The sequence below is a fragment of the Pseudomonas sp. B21-051 genome (assembly GCF_024748795.1).
GTDB classification, from domain to species: Bacteria; Pseudomonadota; Gammaproteobacteria; order Pseudomonadales; family Pseudomonadaceae; genus Aquipseudomonas; species Aquipseudomonas putida_A.
Genome location: NZ_CP087166.1, coordinates 4,521,540 through 4,536,959 on the forward strand (window position 1 = coordinate 4,521,540; position 15,420 = coordinate 4,536,959).

Annotated in this window: 15 protein-coding genes; 6 read left to right on the forward strand and 9 right to left on the reverse strand. The window is 59.5% G+C overall.

The annotated features are described in order from the left end of the window. Positions 1-4 precede the first annotated feature (4 nt). Positions 5-814 (forward strand): IS3 family transposase, encoded by an 810-nt coding sequence (locus LOY52_RS20340; RefSeq protein ID WP_256588498.1) that lies wholly within the window; start codon positions 5-7, stop codon positions 812-814. A 70-nt stretch (positions 815-884) separates the two neighbouring features. On the opposite strand, the gene fadD2 is transcribed toward LOY52_RS20340, so the two are convergent. Further along, positions 885-2,573, reverse strand: a complete 1,689-nt coding sequence (fadD2, locus tag LOY52_RS20345) for a long-chain-fatty-acid--CoA ligase FadD2 (protein ID WP_258675766.1) — start codon at positions 2,571-2,573, stop codon at positions 885-887. Positions 2,574-2,814: 241 nt separating this feature from the next. Here fadD2 and LOY52_RS20350 point away from each other — a divergent pair, with 241 nt between their 5' ends. Together LOY52_RS20350 and LOY52_RS20355 are read left to right on the forward strand one after the other, a co-directional pair. Then, positions 2,815-3,759, forward strand: coding sequence for an alpha/beta hydrolase (locus tag LOY52_RS20350; protein ID WP_258675767.1), 945 nt, complete (start codon positions 2,815-2,817; stop codon positions 3,757-3,759). A 43-nt stretch (positions 3,760-3,802) separates the two neighbouring features. Continuing rightward, positions 3,803-4,273 carry a MaoC family dehydratase gene (locus tag LOY52_RS20355; RefSeq protein WP_003227420.1) on the forward strand — a complete coding sequence of 157 codons (471 nt, stop codon included), beginning with the start codon at positions 3,803-3,805 and terminating at the stop codon, positions 4,271-4,273. Between the two features lie 140 nt (positions 4,274-4,413). On the opposite strand, the gene LOY52_RS20360 is transcribed toward LOY52_RS20355, so the two are convergent. Continuing rightward, entirely contained in the window at positions 4,414-4,881 is a 468-nt protein-coding gene (locus LOY52_RS20360; protein ID WP_003227422.1) for a PA2169 family four-helix-bundle protein, read from the reverse strand. A gap of 205 nt (positions 4,882-5,086) precedes the next feature. Here LOY52_RS20360 and LOY52_RS20365 point away from each other — a divergent pair, with 205 nt between their 5' ends. Next, a complete protein-coding gene (locus LOY52_RS20365; RefSeq protein WP_003227425.1) occupies positions 5,087-5,323 on the forward strand; it encodes a DUF3820 family protein in 237 nt (78 codons plus the stop codon). Positions 5,324-5,350: 27 nt separating this feature from the next. Then, the gene (locus LOY52_RS20370; protein ID WP_258675769.1) at positions 5,351-6,532 is read left to right on the forward strand and encodes an aminotransferase class V-fold PLP-dependent enzyme; all 1,182 of its coding nucleotides are present in this window, start codon (positions 5,351-5,353) and stop codon (positions 6,530-6,532) included. Between the two features lie 5 nt (positions 6,533-6,537). On the opposite strand, the gene LOY52_RS20375 is transcribed toward LOY52_RS20370, so the two are convergent. The 4 genes from LOY52_RS20375 to zwf form a co-directional block, all read right to left on the reverse strand. Further along, a complete protein-coding gene (locus tag LOY52_RS20375) occupies positions 6,538-7,263 on the reverse strand; it encodes an intradiol ring-cleavage dioxygenase (RefSeq protein WP_258675770.1) in 726 nt (241 codons plus the stop codon). Positions 7,264-7,542: 279 nt separating this feature from the next. Continuing rightward, positions 7,543-8,208: a bifunctional 4-hydroxy-2-oxoglutarate aldolase/2-dehydro-3-deoxy-phosphogluconate aldolase gene (locus LOY52_RS20380; RefSeq protein WP_258675771.1), complete on the reverse strand. Its 666-nt coding sequence runs from the start codon at positions 8,206-8,208 to the stop codon at positions 7,543-7,545. Between the two features lie 17 nt (positions 8,209-8,225). Continuing rightward, the gene (pgl, locus tag LOY52_RS20385; protein WP_027612567.1) at positions 8,226-8,939 is read right to left on the reverse strand and encodes a 6-phosphogluconolactonase; all 714 of its coding nucleotides are present in this window, start codon (positions 8,937-8,939) and stop codon (positions 8,226-8,228) included. Beyond that, positions 8,926-10,392: a glucose-6-phosphate dehydrogenase gene (gene zwf / locus LOY52_RS20390; RefSeq protein WP_258675772.1), complete on the reverse strand. Its 1,467-nt coding sequence runs from the start codon at positions 10,390-10,392 to the stop codon at positions 8,926-8,928. The genes pgl and zwf overlap by 14 nt, the downstream gene beginning before the upstream one ends. A gap of 226 nt (positions 10,393-10,618) precedes the next feature. Here zwf and LOY52_RS20395 point away from each other — a divergent pair, with 226 nt between their 5' ends. Further along, entirely contained in the window at positions 10,619-11,479 is an 861-nt protein-coding gene (locus LOY52_RS20395; RefSeq protein ID WP_169842436.1) for a MurR/RpiR family transcriptional regulator, read from the forward strand. A 96-nt stretch (positions 11,480-11,575) separates the two neighbouring features. Here LOY52_RS20395 and LOY52_RS20400 read toward each other — a convergent pair whose 3' ends face one another. The 3 genes from LOY52_RS20400 to LOY52_RS20410 form a co-directional block, all read right to left on the reverse strand. Then, positions 11,576-12,430, reverse strand: coding sequence for a D-hexose-6-phosphate mutarotase (locus LOY52_RS20400; RefSeq protein ID WP_007969321.1), 855 nt, complete (start codon positions 12,428-12,430; stop codon positions 11,576-11,578). A gap of 285 nt (positions 12,431-12,715) precedes the next feature. Then, positions 12,716-14,065, reverse strand: a complete 1,350-nt coding sequence (locus tag LOY52_RS20405) for a carbohydrate porin (protein WP_027612565.1) — start codon at positions 14,063-14,065, stop codon at positions 12,716-12,718. Positions 14,066-14,258: 193 nt separating this feature from the next. Then, the gene (locus LOY52_RS20410) at positions 14,259-15,419 is read right to left on the reverse strand and encodes an ABC transporter ATP-binding protein (RefSeq protein ID WP_258675774.1); all 1,161 of its coding nucleotides are present in this window, start codon (positions 15,417-15,419) and stop codon (positions 14,259-14,261) included. Position 15,420 lies beyond the last annotated feature (1 nt).

Sequence of the window (15,420 nt, forward strand, 5' to 3'; positions counted from 1 at the left end):
TGCAATGTCGATTCGGCGCATGTGCTCAGTGCTTGGTGTTGCCCGAAGCAGCTATTACACCAAGCGTAAACCCAAGCGCCTGAAGCCTGAACTGCGCTTGCTGAGGCGTAAACTTCGTGCGATGCATAAAGAACATCGTGAGGCGTTAGGTACTCGTGGGTTTTCCAGAGAGCTAAGAAAAGAGGGGATTTTTATTGGGCGCTGTCGAATGCGCACGCTGATCAACACCTTTGGCCTACACCGACGCAGACCGTGTTATGCCCACTATCGACGCGCTACGAAACCAGCGATTGTTGCACCGAACATACTTGATCGGCGTTTTAATCCGACCCAGCCAGACACCCTTTGGGCCGGCGACATTACCTACATCCGAGTCGGAAATAGCTGGCTTTATCTGGCGGTGGTGATGGATCTGTTTTCACGCAGAATTGTGGGGTGGGCCTGTTCCCGAACTGCCGATGCTGAGCTGTCTGCAAGGGCGCTAAGGTTAGCAGTGTCACTACGCCGTCCGATGCCTGCGTTGCTATTTCACTCAGACCAAGGCTGCCAGTACACCGCTGATCGATTTGTTGGCTGCTTGGCAGAAAACCGGATCGTTCAGAGCATGAGTCGTCGAGGGAACTGCTGGGATAACGCAGTTGTTGAGCGCTATTTCAGGACGTTGAAACACGATTGGATGCCGGAAAACGGCTACCAAAACCATTTCGAAGCGGAGAAGGATGTGATGGATTTTGTTCATCACTACAACCATCGTCGTTGCCACTCTGCCTCGAACCAATTGCCGCCTGCGCTATTTGAGCAGCAGGCGGCCTAATACTCCTACGGAGTGGTTTAATAAAACTGAACCACTACACTGAAGGCTGCGATCTTTTCGCTTCTGCTCTTTAAGCGATGTCGCGCAACTCCCGCCGCAGAATCTTGCCGACCGGCGTCATCGGCAACGACTCGCGCAGCACGATGTGTTTCGGCACCTTGTAAGCGGTGAAATTCTCTTTGCAATAAGCCTTGAGCTCTTCGAGGCTGACCCCGGTTTCCCGCGCCACCACGAACAGCTTCACCGCTTCGCCCGAACGTTCGTCCGGCACGCCGATCACCGCACAGTTGGCGACTTTCGGGTGAGCCATCACCACGTCCTCAATCTCGTTGGGGTACACGTTGAAACCGGAGACGATGATCATGTCCTTCTTGCGATCGACGATGCGCACGAAGCCGTCCGGGTCGATCACCGCGATATCACCGGACTTGAACCAGCCTTCGGCGTCCAGCACTTCGGCGGTGGCTTCGGGTTTGTACCAGTAGCCTTTCATGATCTGCGGGCCCTTGATGCACAACTCGCCGCGCTCGCCCATCGGCTGCTCGACACCCTCGTCATCGATGACCTTCAGCAGCGTACCCGGCACCGGCAGACCGACCGTGCCCAGACGCGACTGGTCGCCATACGGGTTGGTGCAGGCCACCGGCGACGTTTCCGTGAGGCCGTAACCCTCGGTGATGCGGCAACCGGTGATCTGCTCCCAGCGCTCGGCGGTGGCCTTGACCAGCGCGGTACCGCCGGAGTTGGTCAGCTTGAGGCTGGAAAAATCCAGGGTCTTGAAGTCCGGGTGCTCCATCAGCGCGACGAACAACGTATTCAGTCCGAGCAACGCCGAGAAGCGCCAGTTCTTCAGCTCCTTGATGAAGCCTGCGATGTCCCGCGGGTTGGTGATCAGCACGTTGTGGTTGCCGGACACCATCATGCACATGCAATTCGCGGTGAAGGCATAGATGTGGTACAGCGGCAGTGGCGCCACCATCACCTCCTGCCCTTCGCGCAGCAGCGGCTGACCGTCAGGCCCCAATTGCGCAAGACACGCGCGCACCTGCTGCATGTTCGCCACGAGGTTGCCGTGGGTCAGCATCGCGCCCTTGGCCAGGCCGGTGGTGCCGCCGGTGTATTGCAACACGGCGATGTCGTCGAGACCGACTTTCAACGGCTTGATCCCCAGACCACGGCCCAGGCGCAGCGCACTCTTGAACGAGATCGCCTGCGGCAGCGAATAGTCCGGGACCATTTTCTTCACTTTGCTGACCACGGTGTTGATCAGCCAGCCCTTGGCGGTGGGCATCATGTCGCCCATCTTCGCTTCGATCAGGTATTGGATGTCAGTGTCCGGCAGCACTTCCTGGACCTTCTGCCCGAACATGTTCAGGTACACCAGCGCGCGGGCACCGGAGTCCTTGAACTGGTGGCGCATCTCGCGCGCGGTGTACAGCGGGTTGGTGTTGACCACGATCAGCCCGGCGCGCAAGGCACCGAACACGGCAATCGGATATTGCAGCACGTTGGGCATCTGCACCGCGATGCGATCCCCCGGCACCAGATCGGTGTGAGCTTGCAGGTAACCGGCGAACGCCGCGCTGTAGCGTTCGAGTTCAGCGTAGGTCAGGGTCACGCCCATATTGCTGAAGGCCGGACGGTCGGCGAATTTCTTGCAGGAACGCTCAAACACCTCGATCACCGACTTGAACTCGCCCATGTCGATGTCCAGTGGTACGCCGGCGGGGCGTTTGTCATTCCAGAAATCAGGTTGCATTGTTCTTGTCCTCTTTACCTGAATCGATCCGGGAGCCGCTTTTCTGTGGTTTCGCGCTGATCCCTGAGGGCACAAAGCAAAAAGCGGAGCTTCACGGACACTAGCAGTTATGGCCATTGAGGCAAATATGGGCGATGGCGACATTGATCGTATGAATCTTCCTGCCGTGGCGTGAGCTGATCGGACGCGCTATACAATGCTACGACTGCGGGCCGATACCGCTCGATAAAAAGGAATTGCCATGATCCACCGAGGCTTTTGGCTGGACGCGAGTGACCGCAGCCGCCTGTTCGTCAACCAGTGGCTGCCGGCTGCGCCCTTGAAAGCGCTGATCCTGCTGGCCCACGGCATGGCCGAGCACAGCGCTCGCTACGAGCGGCTGGCGAACGCGTTCTGTGCTCAAGGCTACGGTGTGTACGCCCCGGATCTGCGCGGCCATGGCAAAACCGCCGAACACGGGACACTCGGGCATTTCGCCGATGACGACGGCTGGTGCAAGGTGATCGGCGATCTGGCCAATCTCAATCAGCACATCGGCCAGCAGCATCCCGACGTGCCAATCATCCTGCTCGGGCACAGCATGGGCAGCTATCTCGCCCAGGGTTACCTGCTGCATCACAGCGCCAGCCTGCACGGGGCGATTCTCAGCGGTTCGAACTTCCAGCCGGTGGCGCTTTACGGCGCGGCGCGACAAATCGCCCGTTTCGAAAAACTGCGTCAGGGGGGCAAGGGCCGCAGTGCGCTGATCGAGTGGTTGTCGTTCGGCTCGTTCAACAAAAAATTCAAACCGGCGCGCACGCCGTTCGACTGGCTGAGCCGCGACCCGGTCGAGGTCGATCTGTATGCCAACGACCCGTTGTGCGGCTTCCGCTGCACCAATCAATTGTGGATCGACTTGCTCGGCGGCTTGCAGCAGATCAGCAAAGCGTCCAATCTCGCCCAGATCGACCCGGGCCTGCCGCTGCTGGTGATCGGCGGTGAATGTGATCCGGTGAGCGAAGGCAAGCGTCTGACAGATCTGGCCGAGGCGTTGCGCTCGGCCGGCAGCCAGAACCTGCAACTGAAGATCTACCCGCAGGCGCGGCACGAATTGTTCAACGAAACCAATCGCGACGAAGTGATTGCCGATGTGCTGACCTGGATCGACCAGGCGCTGAGCCATCGCCGTCCGCATCGCAGCGAATAATTTTTTGTGGATTCACTTTAATCCGTCACAGGAATCAAGACCGATGACCCAGGTTACCAACATCCCTTACGAAGCCCTCGAAGTCGGCCAGACTGCCAGCTACAGCAAGACTGTCGAAGAGCGCGACATTCAGCTGTTCGCCGCAATGTCGGGCGACCACAACCCGGTGCACCTGGACGCCGAGTTCGCTGCCGCCAGCATGTTCAAGGAACGCATCGCCCACGGCATGTTCAGCGGTGCCCTTATCAGCGCGGCGGTTGCCTGCGAGTTGCCTGGCCCGGGCACCATCTACATCGGTCAGCAGATGAGCTTTCAGAAGCCGGTGAAGATTGGCGACACCCTGACCGTGCGCCTGGAAATCCTCGAAAAGCTGCCGAAGTTTCGCGTGCGCATCGCCACTCGCGTGTTCAACCAGCGCGATGAACTGGTGGTGGATGGCGAGGCTGAGATTCTCGCGCCGCGTAAACAGCAGACCGTAACCTTGCCGACGTTGCCGGCGATCAGCATTGGCTGATTAAAAGATCGCAGCCTTCGGCAGCTCCTACAGGGGAACGCATTCCAATGTAGGAGCTGCGGCAGGCTGCGATCTTTGGCTTTCCCCTCACGCATAAAAAAACGCCAGACCAGCTGGCGTTTTTTTTAACCTGCGAACGCTTACGAACGAGCGCGAGCCTGGTTACGCAGGGCTTTCACCTGGTCGTGGTTGCGTTGTACGCCGTGGTACTGACGCTCAACCAGGTCACGGATGCCGACCAGGCCGTGTTTGTTGATTTTCTCGATGGCTTCACGATAAGCCTTCAGGGCGTGGTCTTCACCGCGCTCGGCTTCGTTCAGCACAGCCTCTTCGTCCTTGCCAGTGAACATGGCTTTGACGTCGACCCAACGACGATGCAGGTCACCGCTGACGCTGGTAGAGGTTTCCGGATCACCGCCCAGTTTACGCACTTCAGCCTGCAGTTCTGCGGCGGCAGTCGCGCAATCGGCAGAACGGGTCACAAACAGAGTCTTGAGTTCCGGGTGCTTGATGTCTTCAGCGCAAGTCTTGAACCCTTCCTGGCCGTCCTTGCAGGTTTCGATCAGGTCGTTGAGTACAGAGATGGCTTCTTTATTCATGTCAGTCATTTTTCAATTCCTTGCGGTTGGTTGAAGATGCAAGGGTTATTGCAGTGTGCGTGCCAGCTTTTCAAAAAGATTATTTTCTTTATTTTTCAATGACTTAAAAATAAATGAACCATCTGTATCACGGTTATTTGCATGATCTGTCATTTGGCCTGCATGCAGAATGCCTGTATTTTCCTGACTGATTGAATCCAGATGATCGCCATTGATGAATCCTGAAAAACTTGAACTGTTGATCACCCGTGAAATGCCCTTCGGCAAGTACAAGGGCCGGATCATTGCCGACCTGCCGGGGCCTTACCTCAACTGGTTTGCTCGCGAAGGCTTTCCTCACGGCGAACTCGGCGGACTGCTGGCGCTGATGCAGGAGATCGACCATAACGGCCTGTCGGACCTGCTCGAACCGCTACGCGCCAAACACGGCAAACCTGCCCCGCGCCACTGAAGCGCCCTCCTCCCTAGAGCCTCGACCATGCCTGACAACACCCGCCGCGCCCGTGACGAAGCTTTCTGGCAAACCTTCGCCGATCGCTACGAAGCGCAAACCGGCCCGCTGAACCTGGAGAACGGTTACTTCGGACGCATGTCGCGCACGGTGATCGAGGACTACCAGCGCAACATCGAGCTGATCAACACCAGCAACTCGGTGTATGTGCGCCAGCGTTTCGAACAGCACGACAGCCTCGACATCCGTGCGCAACTGGCCGAGCTGATCGGCGTGCGCGCGCAGAGCGTGGCGTTCACCCGCAACGCCAGCGATGCGCTGCAGTCGCTGATCCGCAATTACAATCGCCTGCTGCCCGGCGATCAGGTACTGATCAGCGACCTGGAATACGACACGGTCAAGGGCGCGATGCGCTGGCTGTCACGCCATCGCGGCGTCGATGTGATCGAGATCAACCATGCGCATCCGGCCAGTTTCGACAGCCTGCTGGACAGCTATCGCGAAACCTTCATCCGCTATCCGAAACTCAAGCTGATGGCCCTGACCCATGTCACCCACCGTACCGGGCTGGTGATGCCGGTGCAGGCCATCGCCGAACTGGCGAAACAGCATGGCGTGGACATCATCCTCGACGGCGCTCACGCGCTTGGCCAGATCGACTTCAATCTCGAAGCGATGGGCATCGCCTTCGCCGGTTTCAACCTGCACAAGTGGATCGGCGCACCGCTGACCCTGGGCTTTCTGTACATCGCCCCGCAGCGTCTGGCCGACATCGATCCGGACATGGGCGAAATGCACTTCCCCGCCAGCGACATCCGCGCGCGCACGCCGTACAGCACGCCGAACATTCCGGCGCTGATGTCGCTGCCGCTGGTGTTCGAGGAGCACCGTTCGCTCGGTGGTGCCGCAGCCAAAGGTGCACGGCTCAATTACCTGCGCAACCTGTGGGTCAGCGCGGTGCGACACCTGCCAGGAATTGAGGTCATGACTCCGGACGATCCGCGCCTGTATTGCGGGATCACCTCGATGCGTTTCACACGCCACGCCGATCAACAGGCAATGGTCGAGCGCCTGCTCAACGAGTACAACCTGTTCACCGTGGTGCGCAACGGCGCAGCGAGCGGGCCGAGCATCCGCATCACGCCGGGGCTGACCACCACTGCGGCTGACATGCAGTCGCTGACCCGTGCACTCAACGAGCTGCGCTGATCCGCTTACACGGTGAACTTGTCGAAGTCCTCGGGCTTGATCTGTGCCGAGGCGGCGAACGTATCGATGCCGATGGTCAGGTGGCCGAAAAATCCGTCCTCGTGAGAGTCGCGGCCGATCGGCCACACGGTCAGGGTCGAATCTTCGCCGCGCATGTTGCTGTAGTAGCTGTCATCGGCGTTGTTCAACGGTGCCGAGGCACGCCCGCGATAGTCCCGGGCATTGAGCACCGCGCGTGACACCACTTCGGGGAAATACAGCTGACCGACCCAGGCCACATTGCGCTCCTCCAGATATTCACTGCCGCTGACCATGCGCACCGCCACATGAATGTGCAGCGCCCGACCGGCATAGAAACCCGGATAGATCGTGGTGAAGCGCACCCGCCCCTGCTGATCGCAGAACTGGCTGCCGCGCAGGTAAGTGTCATCGTCGGTGCGCGGCACCGAGCCGATGGCATCGGAGTCGACCTCCAGATCCGGATTGATCCGGCTCCACCCCGAATAGGCGCCCCGTGCATTGCAGTGCCAGATGTCCACCAGTGCCCCGCTCACCGGTTGACCGGTCATCGCGTCGACGATGCTCAGGCGCAGCAGCAAGGGCAGCCCCTCGGCGCCATCGCTGATGTTGCGCCGCAGCAATTTGGGATTGCGAAAGTACGGCCCGGCGATCTGCTCGGGGGCCAATTGATAGATCGATGATGAAGGTGCGGTTGAAGTGTCTCGTTCCATGACCCGTTCTCTCTTCCATAAGAGAACGCAGATTAACGGCGCACGAGGTTGTCGGTGCGGTAACTATGTATCGCAGCGTAACGGTGATCCCGCACGCCCCCACTGTAGGAGCTGCCGAAGGCTGCGATCTTTTGATCTTGATTAAAAAACAACATCAAAAGATCGCAGCCTGCGGCAGCTCCTACAGGGGTTTGGTTTTTCTCGGGCAAAAAAAAACGGTGCACCGACCAAGCGCACCGTAAAGCCGTAGAACACACAACGAAGTGTCAGGTAAAACTTTTAGTCGAGCAGCGCCAGGGCCTCGGCGGTGCATTCCTGAATGCGCGCCCAGTCGCCGTTCTTGATCCACTCGGGATCGAGCATCCAGCTGCCGCCCACGCACATGACGTTTTTCAGCGCCATGTAGCTCTTGATGTTGGCCGGGCCGACGCCACCGGTCGGGCAGAATTTCACTTCGCCGAACGGGCCGCCGAGGGCCTTGATCGCTGCCACGCCACCGCTGACTTCCGCCGGGAACAGTTTGAAGCGGCGATAGCCCAGGCCATAGCCTTCCATGATGCCGGAGGCATTGCTGATGCCCGGCAGCAGCGGAATCGGGCTGTCGACACTGGCTTCGAGCAGGTCACGGGTGATGCCCGGGGTGACGATGAATTGCGAACCCGCCGCTTCCGCTGCTGCAAGCATGTTGCGGTCGAGCACGGTGCCGGCACCGGTCACCAGCTCCGGACGCTGCTCACGCAGGATCTGGATCGCCTTGAGACCGAACTGCGAACGCAGGGTCACTTCCAGCGCGGTAAGGCCACCGGCGGCCAGAGCGTCGGCCAGTGGCAGCACGTCCTGTTCACGGGCGATGGTGATCACTGGCAGGATCCGCGCCTTGGCGCAGATGCTGTCGATCAGGGCAACTTTGTCCGCCATGGAAACGGTCGGGGATGGGGTTGTCATAGCGGCTGTTCCTTGGCTCATGGGCACCAGTAAATCTCTAACGTGGGTTGCAGAAACGCGCGCACCGGCATGGCCGCGACGTCGTCGGATGCCAGTGCGGCATTCAGAGTGGTCAGTTTCGACTGACCGGAAATCGACAGAATCTTGTGCTTCGCCGAAGCCAGCAGCGCACGGCTCATGGTCAGGCGTTGACGCGGCACACTCGGCGCCAGCATCGGCCAGCAGCGACGGCTGCCGTCAGCCTGCAAGGCTTCAGTCAGGTTCGGGCTGTCAGGGAACAGCGACGCTGTGTGACCGTCATCGCCCATGCCCAGCACCAGCACGTCAATCGGCGGTAATTCCGCGAGCAGACGGTCGGCCTGTTCCGCAGCCTGCTCGACGTTGGCCGCCGCGCTATAAAGGCTCAGGAACTTTGCTTTCGCCGCCGGCCCTTTGAGCAGGTACTGCTTGAGCAGACCAGCGTTGCTATCGGCGTGTTCGACCGGTACCCAGCGCTCGTCAGCGAGGGTCACGACGACCTTCGACCAATCCAGCTCCTGCTTGGCCAGGTGCTGAAAAAACGCTACCGGGCTGCGACCGCCAGAGACCACCAGCACCGCGTTGCCGCGTGCGGCGATGGCATCGCTCAACTGCTTGGCGACGTTCAGCGCCAGACCTTCGGCCAACAGCACCGGGCTCTTGAATTCGTGGGCATTCACGCCCGCCGGCAGTTTCACATCAGATATCGCCATACCACGACCTCCCGTCCCGCGTGATCAGTGCAATCGAGCTCATCGGCCCCCACGACCCGGCCGCATACGGCTTGGGCGCGTCACCGGACTTCTTCCAGCCGGCGATCAACTGGTCACACCACTTCCACGCGGCTTCGATTTCATCTTTACGGACAAACAGGTTCTGATTGCCGTTCATCACTTCCAGCAACAACCGCTCGTAGGCATCGGGGATCCGCGCGCTGCGCCAGGTGTCGGAGAAATTCAGTTGCAGCGGCCCGCTGCGCAGCTGCATGCCTTTGTCCAGGCCCTGCTCCTTGGTCATCACACGCAAGGAAATGCCTTCGTCGGGTTGCAGACGGATGATCAGTTTGTTGCTGATCTGCAGGCGTTGCTCCGGCGCGAAAATGTAGTGCGACGGTTCCTTGAAGTGGATGACGATCTGCGACAGCTTCTGCGGCATGCGCTTGCCGGTACGCAGGTAGAACGGCACGCCGGCCCAGCGCCAGTTGCGGATGTCGGCACGCAGGGCGACGAAGGTTTCAGTATCGCTCTGGGTGTTGGAATTCGGCTCTTCGAGGTAGCCCGGCACGGACTTGCCTTCGCTGTGCCCTGCGATGTACTGACCGCGCACCACTTGCGTGGTCAGGCCTTCCGGGCTGATCGGTGCCAGCGCCTTGAGCACTTTTACCTTTTCATCACGGATGCTGTCGGCGGACAGGTCGGCTGGCGGGTCCATGGCGATCAGGCACAGCAGCTGCAACAGGTGATTCTGGATCATGTCGCGCAGCTGGCCGGCCTTGTCGAAGTAGCCCCAACGGCCTTCGATGCCGACCTTCTCGGCCACGGTGATTTCCACGTGGGAGATGTAATTCTGGTTCCACTGGGTTTCGAACAGGCTGTTGGCGAAACGCAGGGCGATCAGGTTCTGGACGGTCTCTTTGCCCAGGTAGTGGTCGATGCGGTAGGTGCGGTTCTCCGGGAAGAACTGCGCGACGGCGTCGTTCACTTTGCGCGAGGATTCCAGATCGGAGCCGATCGGCTTTTCCAGGACGACGCGAGTGTTTTCTGCCAAACCGACTTTTGCCAGGTTCTCGCAGATCGCGCCATACACCGCTGCCGGGGTGGCGAAGTAGGCAATCATGCGTTGCGTGCTGCCGGCTGCTTCGGCCAGCGCCACATAATCTTCAGCCTTGAGGAAGTCGACGTGCAGGTAGCTCAGGCGCGCCAGAAAGCGCTCGGCTACGGCCTCGTTCAGCTCTTTGCCGACGTAACGGCGCAGTTCGGCGGCGATGAATGCCAGGTGCTGCTGCTCGGAGCCGGGTTCACGGGCCAGCGCGATGATGCGCGTGTCCTCGTGCAACAGGTCGGCGCCATCGAGGTGATAAAGGGCAGGAAACAGCTTGCGCAGGGCCAGATCGCCCAGAGCGCCGAACAAGGCAAAGGTGCACGGTTCAACCGTAATCGAAGGCATGATGTTTGTTCTTTTATCAAGTTAAGCTACAAATACCTTTTTTCAAGGCATCACTCAAGGGAAAATGTAGTAATAACCACAACATTTTCGCAAAATACAGATTCCGAGTGGTGGTCGGTCGGAGCCACCAGTAGGATAGGCCACCGTTACGGGCCACATCAAAGGCCCAATTTGCATAGCCCGGCGCACCTTTGCGCAGGTGAATTAGGAATTCCATATGGACCGCGTGCGAAATTTACTGGAACAGATCCAGAGTCGCCTTGAAGAGCTGAACAAGGCCGAACGCAAAGTCGCCGAGGTGATCCTGCTCAACCCGCAGCAGGCCACCCGCTTCAGCATCGCCGCCCTCGCCCAGGCCGCATCGGTGAGCGAGCCGACGGTCAACCGCTTCTGCCGTTCGTTCGGCGTCAGCGGCTACCCTGAACTCAAGCTGCAACTGGCGCAGAGCCTGGCCAGCGGCGCGGCGTATGTCAGCCGTGCGGTGGAGGCCGATGACAATCCCGAGGCCTACACGCAGAAGATTTTCGGCAGCGCCATCGCTTCGCTGGACAGTGCTTGTCAGGCGCTGGATCCGAACCTGATCAGCCGCGCCGTCGACCTGTTGATTCAGGCCCGGCAGATCCACTTCTTCGGCCTCGGTGCGTCAGCGCCTGTGGCTTTGGATGCACAGCACAAGTTCTTCCGCTTCAACCTCGCCGTCACCGCGCATGCCGATGTGCTGATGCAGCGGATGATTGCTTCGGTGGCGCACACTGGCGAGCTGTTCGTGATCATTTCCTACACTGGCCGCACCCGCGAGCTGGTGGAAGTGGCGCGCATCGCCCGGGAGAACGGCGCTTCGGTGCTGGGCCTGACCGCCGAGAATTCACCGCTGGCCAAGGCCAGTACACTGAGCCTGAACATTCCGCTGCCGGAAGACACCGACATCTATATGCCGATGACTTCGCGGATCATTCAGTTGACGGTGCTGGATGTGCTGGCGACCGGCATGACGCTGCGTCGCGGAGTGGATTTCCAGCCGCATCTGCGCAAGATCAAAGAGAGCTTGAATGCCAGCCGGTATCCGGTGGGTGATGAGTTCAATTAAGACGCTTCGCGTAAAAGATCGCAGCCTTCGGCAGTTCCTGCAGATGTGTACGCCACCTCAATGTAGGAGCTGCCGGAGGCTGCGATCTTTTGATCTTCAGGCAGCAGCCCACGCCTGCAAACTCAAATGCGCCTTCTCCCCCGGCGCCAGATGCAGGCTGTCGGTGCCCCCCGCCGCCGCTTCGACACAGACAAACTCCGTCACTTCATCCCAGCTCACGCCCAACAGGGGTCGCGAGCCAGGATGCCAGACCACAGTGTCGCCGCTGTCCCCGGTATCGATGCACAACTCGCGCTGCCAGGCGTGATCCTTGAGCTGTAATTCACCGTCGTGCTGGAACACCCGCTGACAACCGCCATCGACCCGCAACTCGCCTTCCTGCTGGCAGGACTGGCGGCTCAACTGGTCGTAACCCTGTGCGCCTTCGAGGCCAGACAGCGCTATCTCACCGACATCGCCAATACGCCAGTAAGCGTGCAAAGCCTGGCTCAACTGGCACGGCATGTCGTCCTGATGCTCGGTGCTCAGGCGTAATTCCATGCGTTCACCGAGGTGCGCATGCAGGTCGACCTGCCAGTCGCACAGCTGCAATTGCCAATGCAGTCGCACGCCATCCTCGGCGCTGCTGCTGTCGAGCAGCTTCCAGTCGAGCAGCCGCGCCCAGCCATGGGACGGCCAGGCGTTTTCGCTCGGATGCCGGCCATACCACGGCCAGCACACCGGCACGCCGCCACGAATGGCGCCAACGTGCGGCCACTTCGCCGCACACCACAACCACGGTTTCTGCCCGCGCGGCTGAAAGTGCAGCAACTGCGCGCCCTGCCGACTGAACACTGCCTGACACAGCGGATGGTCGATCACCAGCACATCGCGCATCTGATAGCGCTCCCAGGCAAACACCGGTCGCTCGCGCAGGGATTTGAAGAAGCGTTGCAGCGGATGCTCATGCATTGGCCACGGTCCTGAAAATCATGGGGGTACTCAACAATCCACATTGCTCTTGTGGCGAGGGAGCTTGCTCCCGCTGGGCTGCGAAGCGGCCCCAAAACCATTCACTGCGGTGTGTCATTTAAACCTCATCATCAGGATTTACGACTGCTGCGCAGCCGAGCGGGAGCGAGCTCCCTCGCCACAAATGGGCACGACACAAACCTTGTATTCAAGTCGCAAAAAAAAGCGGACAGCCTTGGCTGTCCGCAAATATGCGCACATGGAGAGGAGCTTATCGCAACAACGTTAGAACGTAGACTGAATTTTCAGGCCAGCGACCAAAGCGTTGTCCACTTCATCCACACCACCCGGGTGAGTGATGTATTGCAGGTTAGGGCGTACGGTCAGCCAGTTGGTGACGTGGAAGCCGTAGTTGATCTCGTAGTTGTATTCGGTTTCACGAATTGGCGAGAACACCGGGTTGTCGTAGTCCGAAACACCGTTGGAAGCATTCAGGAACTCGGCGTTTTTCTTCACGTCATCGTTGACGTGGATACGCGCCGCACCGATACCCACGTCATCTTTAGGACGCGCGTCGAACGGGCCCTTGTAGACAAACATCACCGACTGATAGTTGTCGATGAAGTTGGTGTCCTTGTCGTGGAACGTGGCGTTGGCCGCGATGTTCAGACCGCGAGAAGCGTCACCGTTGTGGCTGGTGAGTTGCTGCTGTGCGACGAACCAGTAGCCGTGTTTGCTGCTGTGGGTCTTGTACGCGTCACCGGTGGTCGCTGCGTCGAAGCCGTTGACGTCTTCGCGGACGTCATTGGCGTCAGCCGTGCTCTTGTAGTAACCGACGCGGTATTCGCCCGGCAGGCTGTTGACCTTCGGCGACCAGACCAGTTCGACTGGCAGAACGGTGCCCTTGGTGCCACTGCCGCTGAGTTTGAAACCGTTGCCGTGTTCCAGTTGCGACGGGTTCTGGTTATACGCACCGATCTGCGCGTAGAGCTCATCGTTGATGTTGTACTTCACGCGGATCGCGGCCTGGCTGACGGGCCAGTTGTACCAGATGTTGGTTGCCCAGTTACCCACTTGCGAACCGCAGAACGCCAGGTTCTGGAAGTCGCACGGGAAGGTGTTGAAGTCTTCGCCTTCACCGAAGTAACCGGCCTTGACGTCGAGCTTGTTGTCGAAGAACTGGTGCTGAATCCACAACTGGGTCAGACGCACCATGTGGCCACGACCGTAGACTTCCTGCGAGGAAGACAGAGTGCCGGCACGCGGATCGCCAACGCGGTCGTTGGAGATGTTTTGCCCGTTACGGTTGGTCAACTGGATCTTGGCCTGAGTATTGTCCCAGCCCCAGAGTTTTTGCAGATCCAGCGCCACGCCCAGACCGAACTGATCGCTGTAGCGACCGGTCTTGTCGTCGTTGTAGCCGCCATGCAGGTTGGCGCCCATTTCCCCAACGTAGTCAGCCTTGATGTCGATACCCTGCTCGATCAGCTTGGTCCGCTCGCCACCCCAGTCACCGGTCATCCATTTCGAATCGGAGCTGAATGCATCGGCAGCCATTGCATTGCCGGCCAGCACCAATGCCGCCGCAGCTGACACTTGGCAGATCAACCGGGCATTGACGTGTTTCTTTTTCATCCCTACATCCTCGTCTTTATTGTTATTAACTGTTTTTTTCCAGCGCGGTTTACATAAATTGCGCTGGATTACAGGCAATCCAGCGCGTGCTCCTTTGTGGGAGCGAGCCTGCTCGCGAATGCGGTGTATCAGGCGACATCAATGCTGGATGTCAGACCGCTTTCGCGAGCAGGCTCGCTCCCACATTTGTTCCTCAGCGCCCCTTGAACTGGGCGACGTTCGCAGACCGCGCATCGGTCTGTGGTTGGCCGGCAGTGCCCAGACGCTCGCCAGTCTTGGCATCGAACAACAACACTTTCGACGGATCGAATTGCAGGGTCAGGGTCTCGCCCACCTGTGGCGCCACGTCCGGTGCCAGGCGGCAGCAGACCTTGGTTTCATTGAGGTTGACGAACACCAGGGTGTCCGGACCGGTCGGTTCGGTAACCTGCACTTCGGCCTTGATGCTCGGCAGGCCATTGCCATCGCCGTTCGCCAGCACGATCTGTTCCGGGCGCAGGCCGAGGATCACTTCGCGATCTTCCAGCCCTGCATCCTGCATGCTCATCGGCAACTCGCAACGGGCCTGGCCGCTGTCGAGCAGTGCCAGCAGACGACCGTCCTTGCGTTGCAGGCGCAGCGGAATGAAGTTCATCGGCGGCGAACCGATGAAGCTTGCGACAAACAGGTTGGCCGGATCGTTGTAGATCTCTTTCGGCGTGCCGAACTGCTGAATGATCCCGTCCTTCATCACCGCCACCTTGTCGCCCAGGGTCATCGCTTCGATCTGGTCGTGGGTCACGTAAACGGTGGTGGTTTTCAGGCGCTGGTGCATCAGTTTCATTTCGGTGCGCATCTCGACGCGCAGCTTGGCGTCGAGGTTGGACAGCGGTTCGTCGAACAGATAGATCTTCGGCCGACGCGCCAACGCACGGCCCATCGCCACACGCTGTTGCTGACCACCGGAGAGTTGGCCCGGCTTGCGGTTGAGCAGGTGTTCGATCTGCAGCAGCTTGGCCACGCGCGCGACTTCTTCGTCGATCGCCGACTGGCTCATCTTGCGGATCTTCAGACCGAACTCGATGTTCTCGCGCACGCTCATGGTCGGGTACAGCGCGTAGGACTGGAACACCATGGCGATGTCACGATCCTTCGGGCTCATGCCGCTGACGTCCTGATCGCCGATCATGATCGCGCCACCGGTGATGGTTTCAAGGCCGGCGATGCAGTTCATCAGGGTCGATTTGCCGCAGCCCGACGGGCCGACCAGGATCAGGAACTCACCGTCCTTGATCGACAGTTCGATGTTCTTCAGGGTGTCCGGCAGGCCGGCACCGTAGGTCTTGTTGACGTTGCGAAGTTCGAGCGTTGCCATG

What these genes read in the sequence shown, in the direction of transcription:
- LOY52_RS20340 (WP_256588498.1), top strand. Translation starts at nt 5, where the DNA reads ATGTCGATTCGGCGCATGTGCTCAGTGCTTGGTGTTGCCCGAAGCAGC.
- fadD2 (WP_258675766.1), bottom strand. Translation starts at nt 2,573, where the DNA reads ATGCAACCTGATTTCTGGAATGACAAACGCCCCGCCGGCGTACCACTG.
- LOY52_RS20350 (WP_258675767.1), top strand. Translation starts at nt 2,815, where the DNA reads ATGATCCACCGAGGCTTTTGGCTGGACGCGAGTGACCGCAGCCGCCTG.
- LOY52_RS20355 (WP_003227420.1), top strand. Translation starts at nt 3,803, where the DNA reads ATGACCCAGGTTACCAACATCCCTTACGAAGCCCTCGAAGTCGGCCAG.
- LOY52_RS20360 (WP_003227422.1), bottom strand. Translation starts at nt 4,881, where the DNA reads ATGACTGACATGAATAAAGAAGCCATCTCTGTACTCAACGACCTGATC.
- LOY52_RS20365 (WP_003227425.1), top strand. Translation starts at nt 5,087, where the DNA reads ATGAATCCTGAAAAACTTGAACTGTTGATCACCCGTGAAATGCCCTTC.
- LOY52_RS20370 (WP_258675769.1), top strand. Translation starts at nt 5,351, where the DNA reads ATGCCTGACAACACCCGCCGCGCCCGTGACGAAGCTTTCTGGCAAACC.
- LOY52_RS20375 (WP_258675770.1), bottom strand. Translation starts at nt 7,263, where the DNA reads ATGGAACGAGACACTTCAACCGCACCTTCATCATCGATCTATCAATTG.
- LOY52_RS20380 (WP_258675771.1), bottom strand. Translation starts at nt 8,208, where the DNA reads ATGACAACCCCATCCCCGACCGTTTCCATGGCGGACAAAGTTGCCCTG.
- pgl (WP_027612567.1), bottom strand. Translation starts at nt 8,939, where the DNA reads ATGGCGATATCTGATGTGAAACTGCCGGCGGGCGTGAATGCCCACGAA.
- zwf (WP_258675772.1), bottom strand. Translation starts at nt 10,392, where the DNA reads ATGCCTTCGATTACGGTTGAACCGTGCACCTTTGCCTTGTTCGGCGCT.
- LOY52_RS20400 (WP_007969321.1), bottom strand. Translation starts at nt 12,430, where the DNA reads ATGCATGAGCATCCGCTGCAACGCTTCTTCAAATCCCTGCGCGAGCGA.
- LOY52_RS20405 (WP_027612565.1), bottom strand. Translation starts at nt 14,065, where the DNA reads ATGAAAAAGAAACACGTCAATGCCCGGTTGATCTGCCAAGTGTCAGCT.
- LOY52_RS20410 (WP_258675774.1), bottom strand. Translation starts at nt 15,419, where the DNA reads ATGGCAACGCTCGAACTTCGCAACGTCAACAAGACCTACGGTGCCGGC.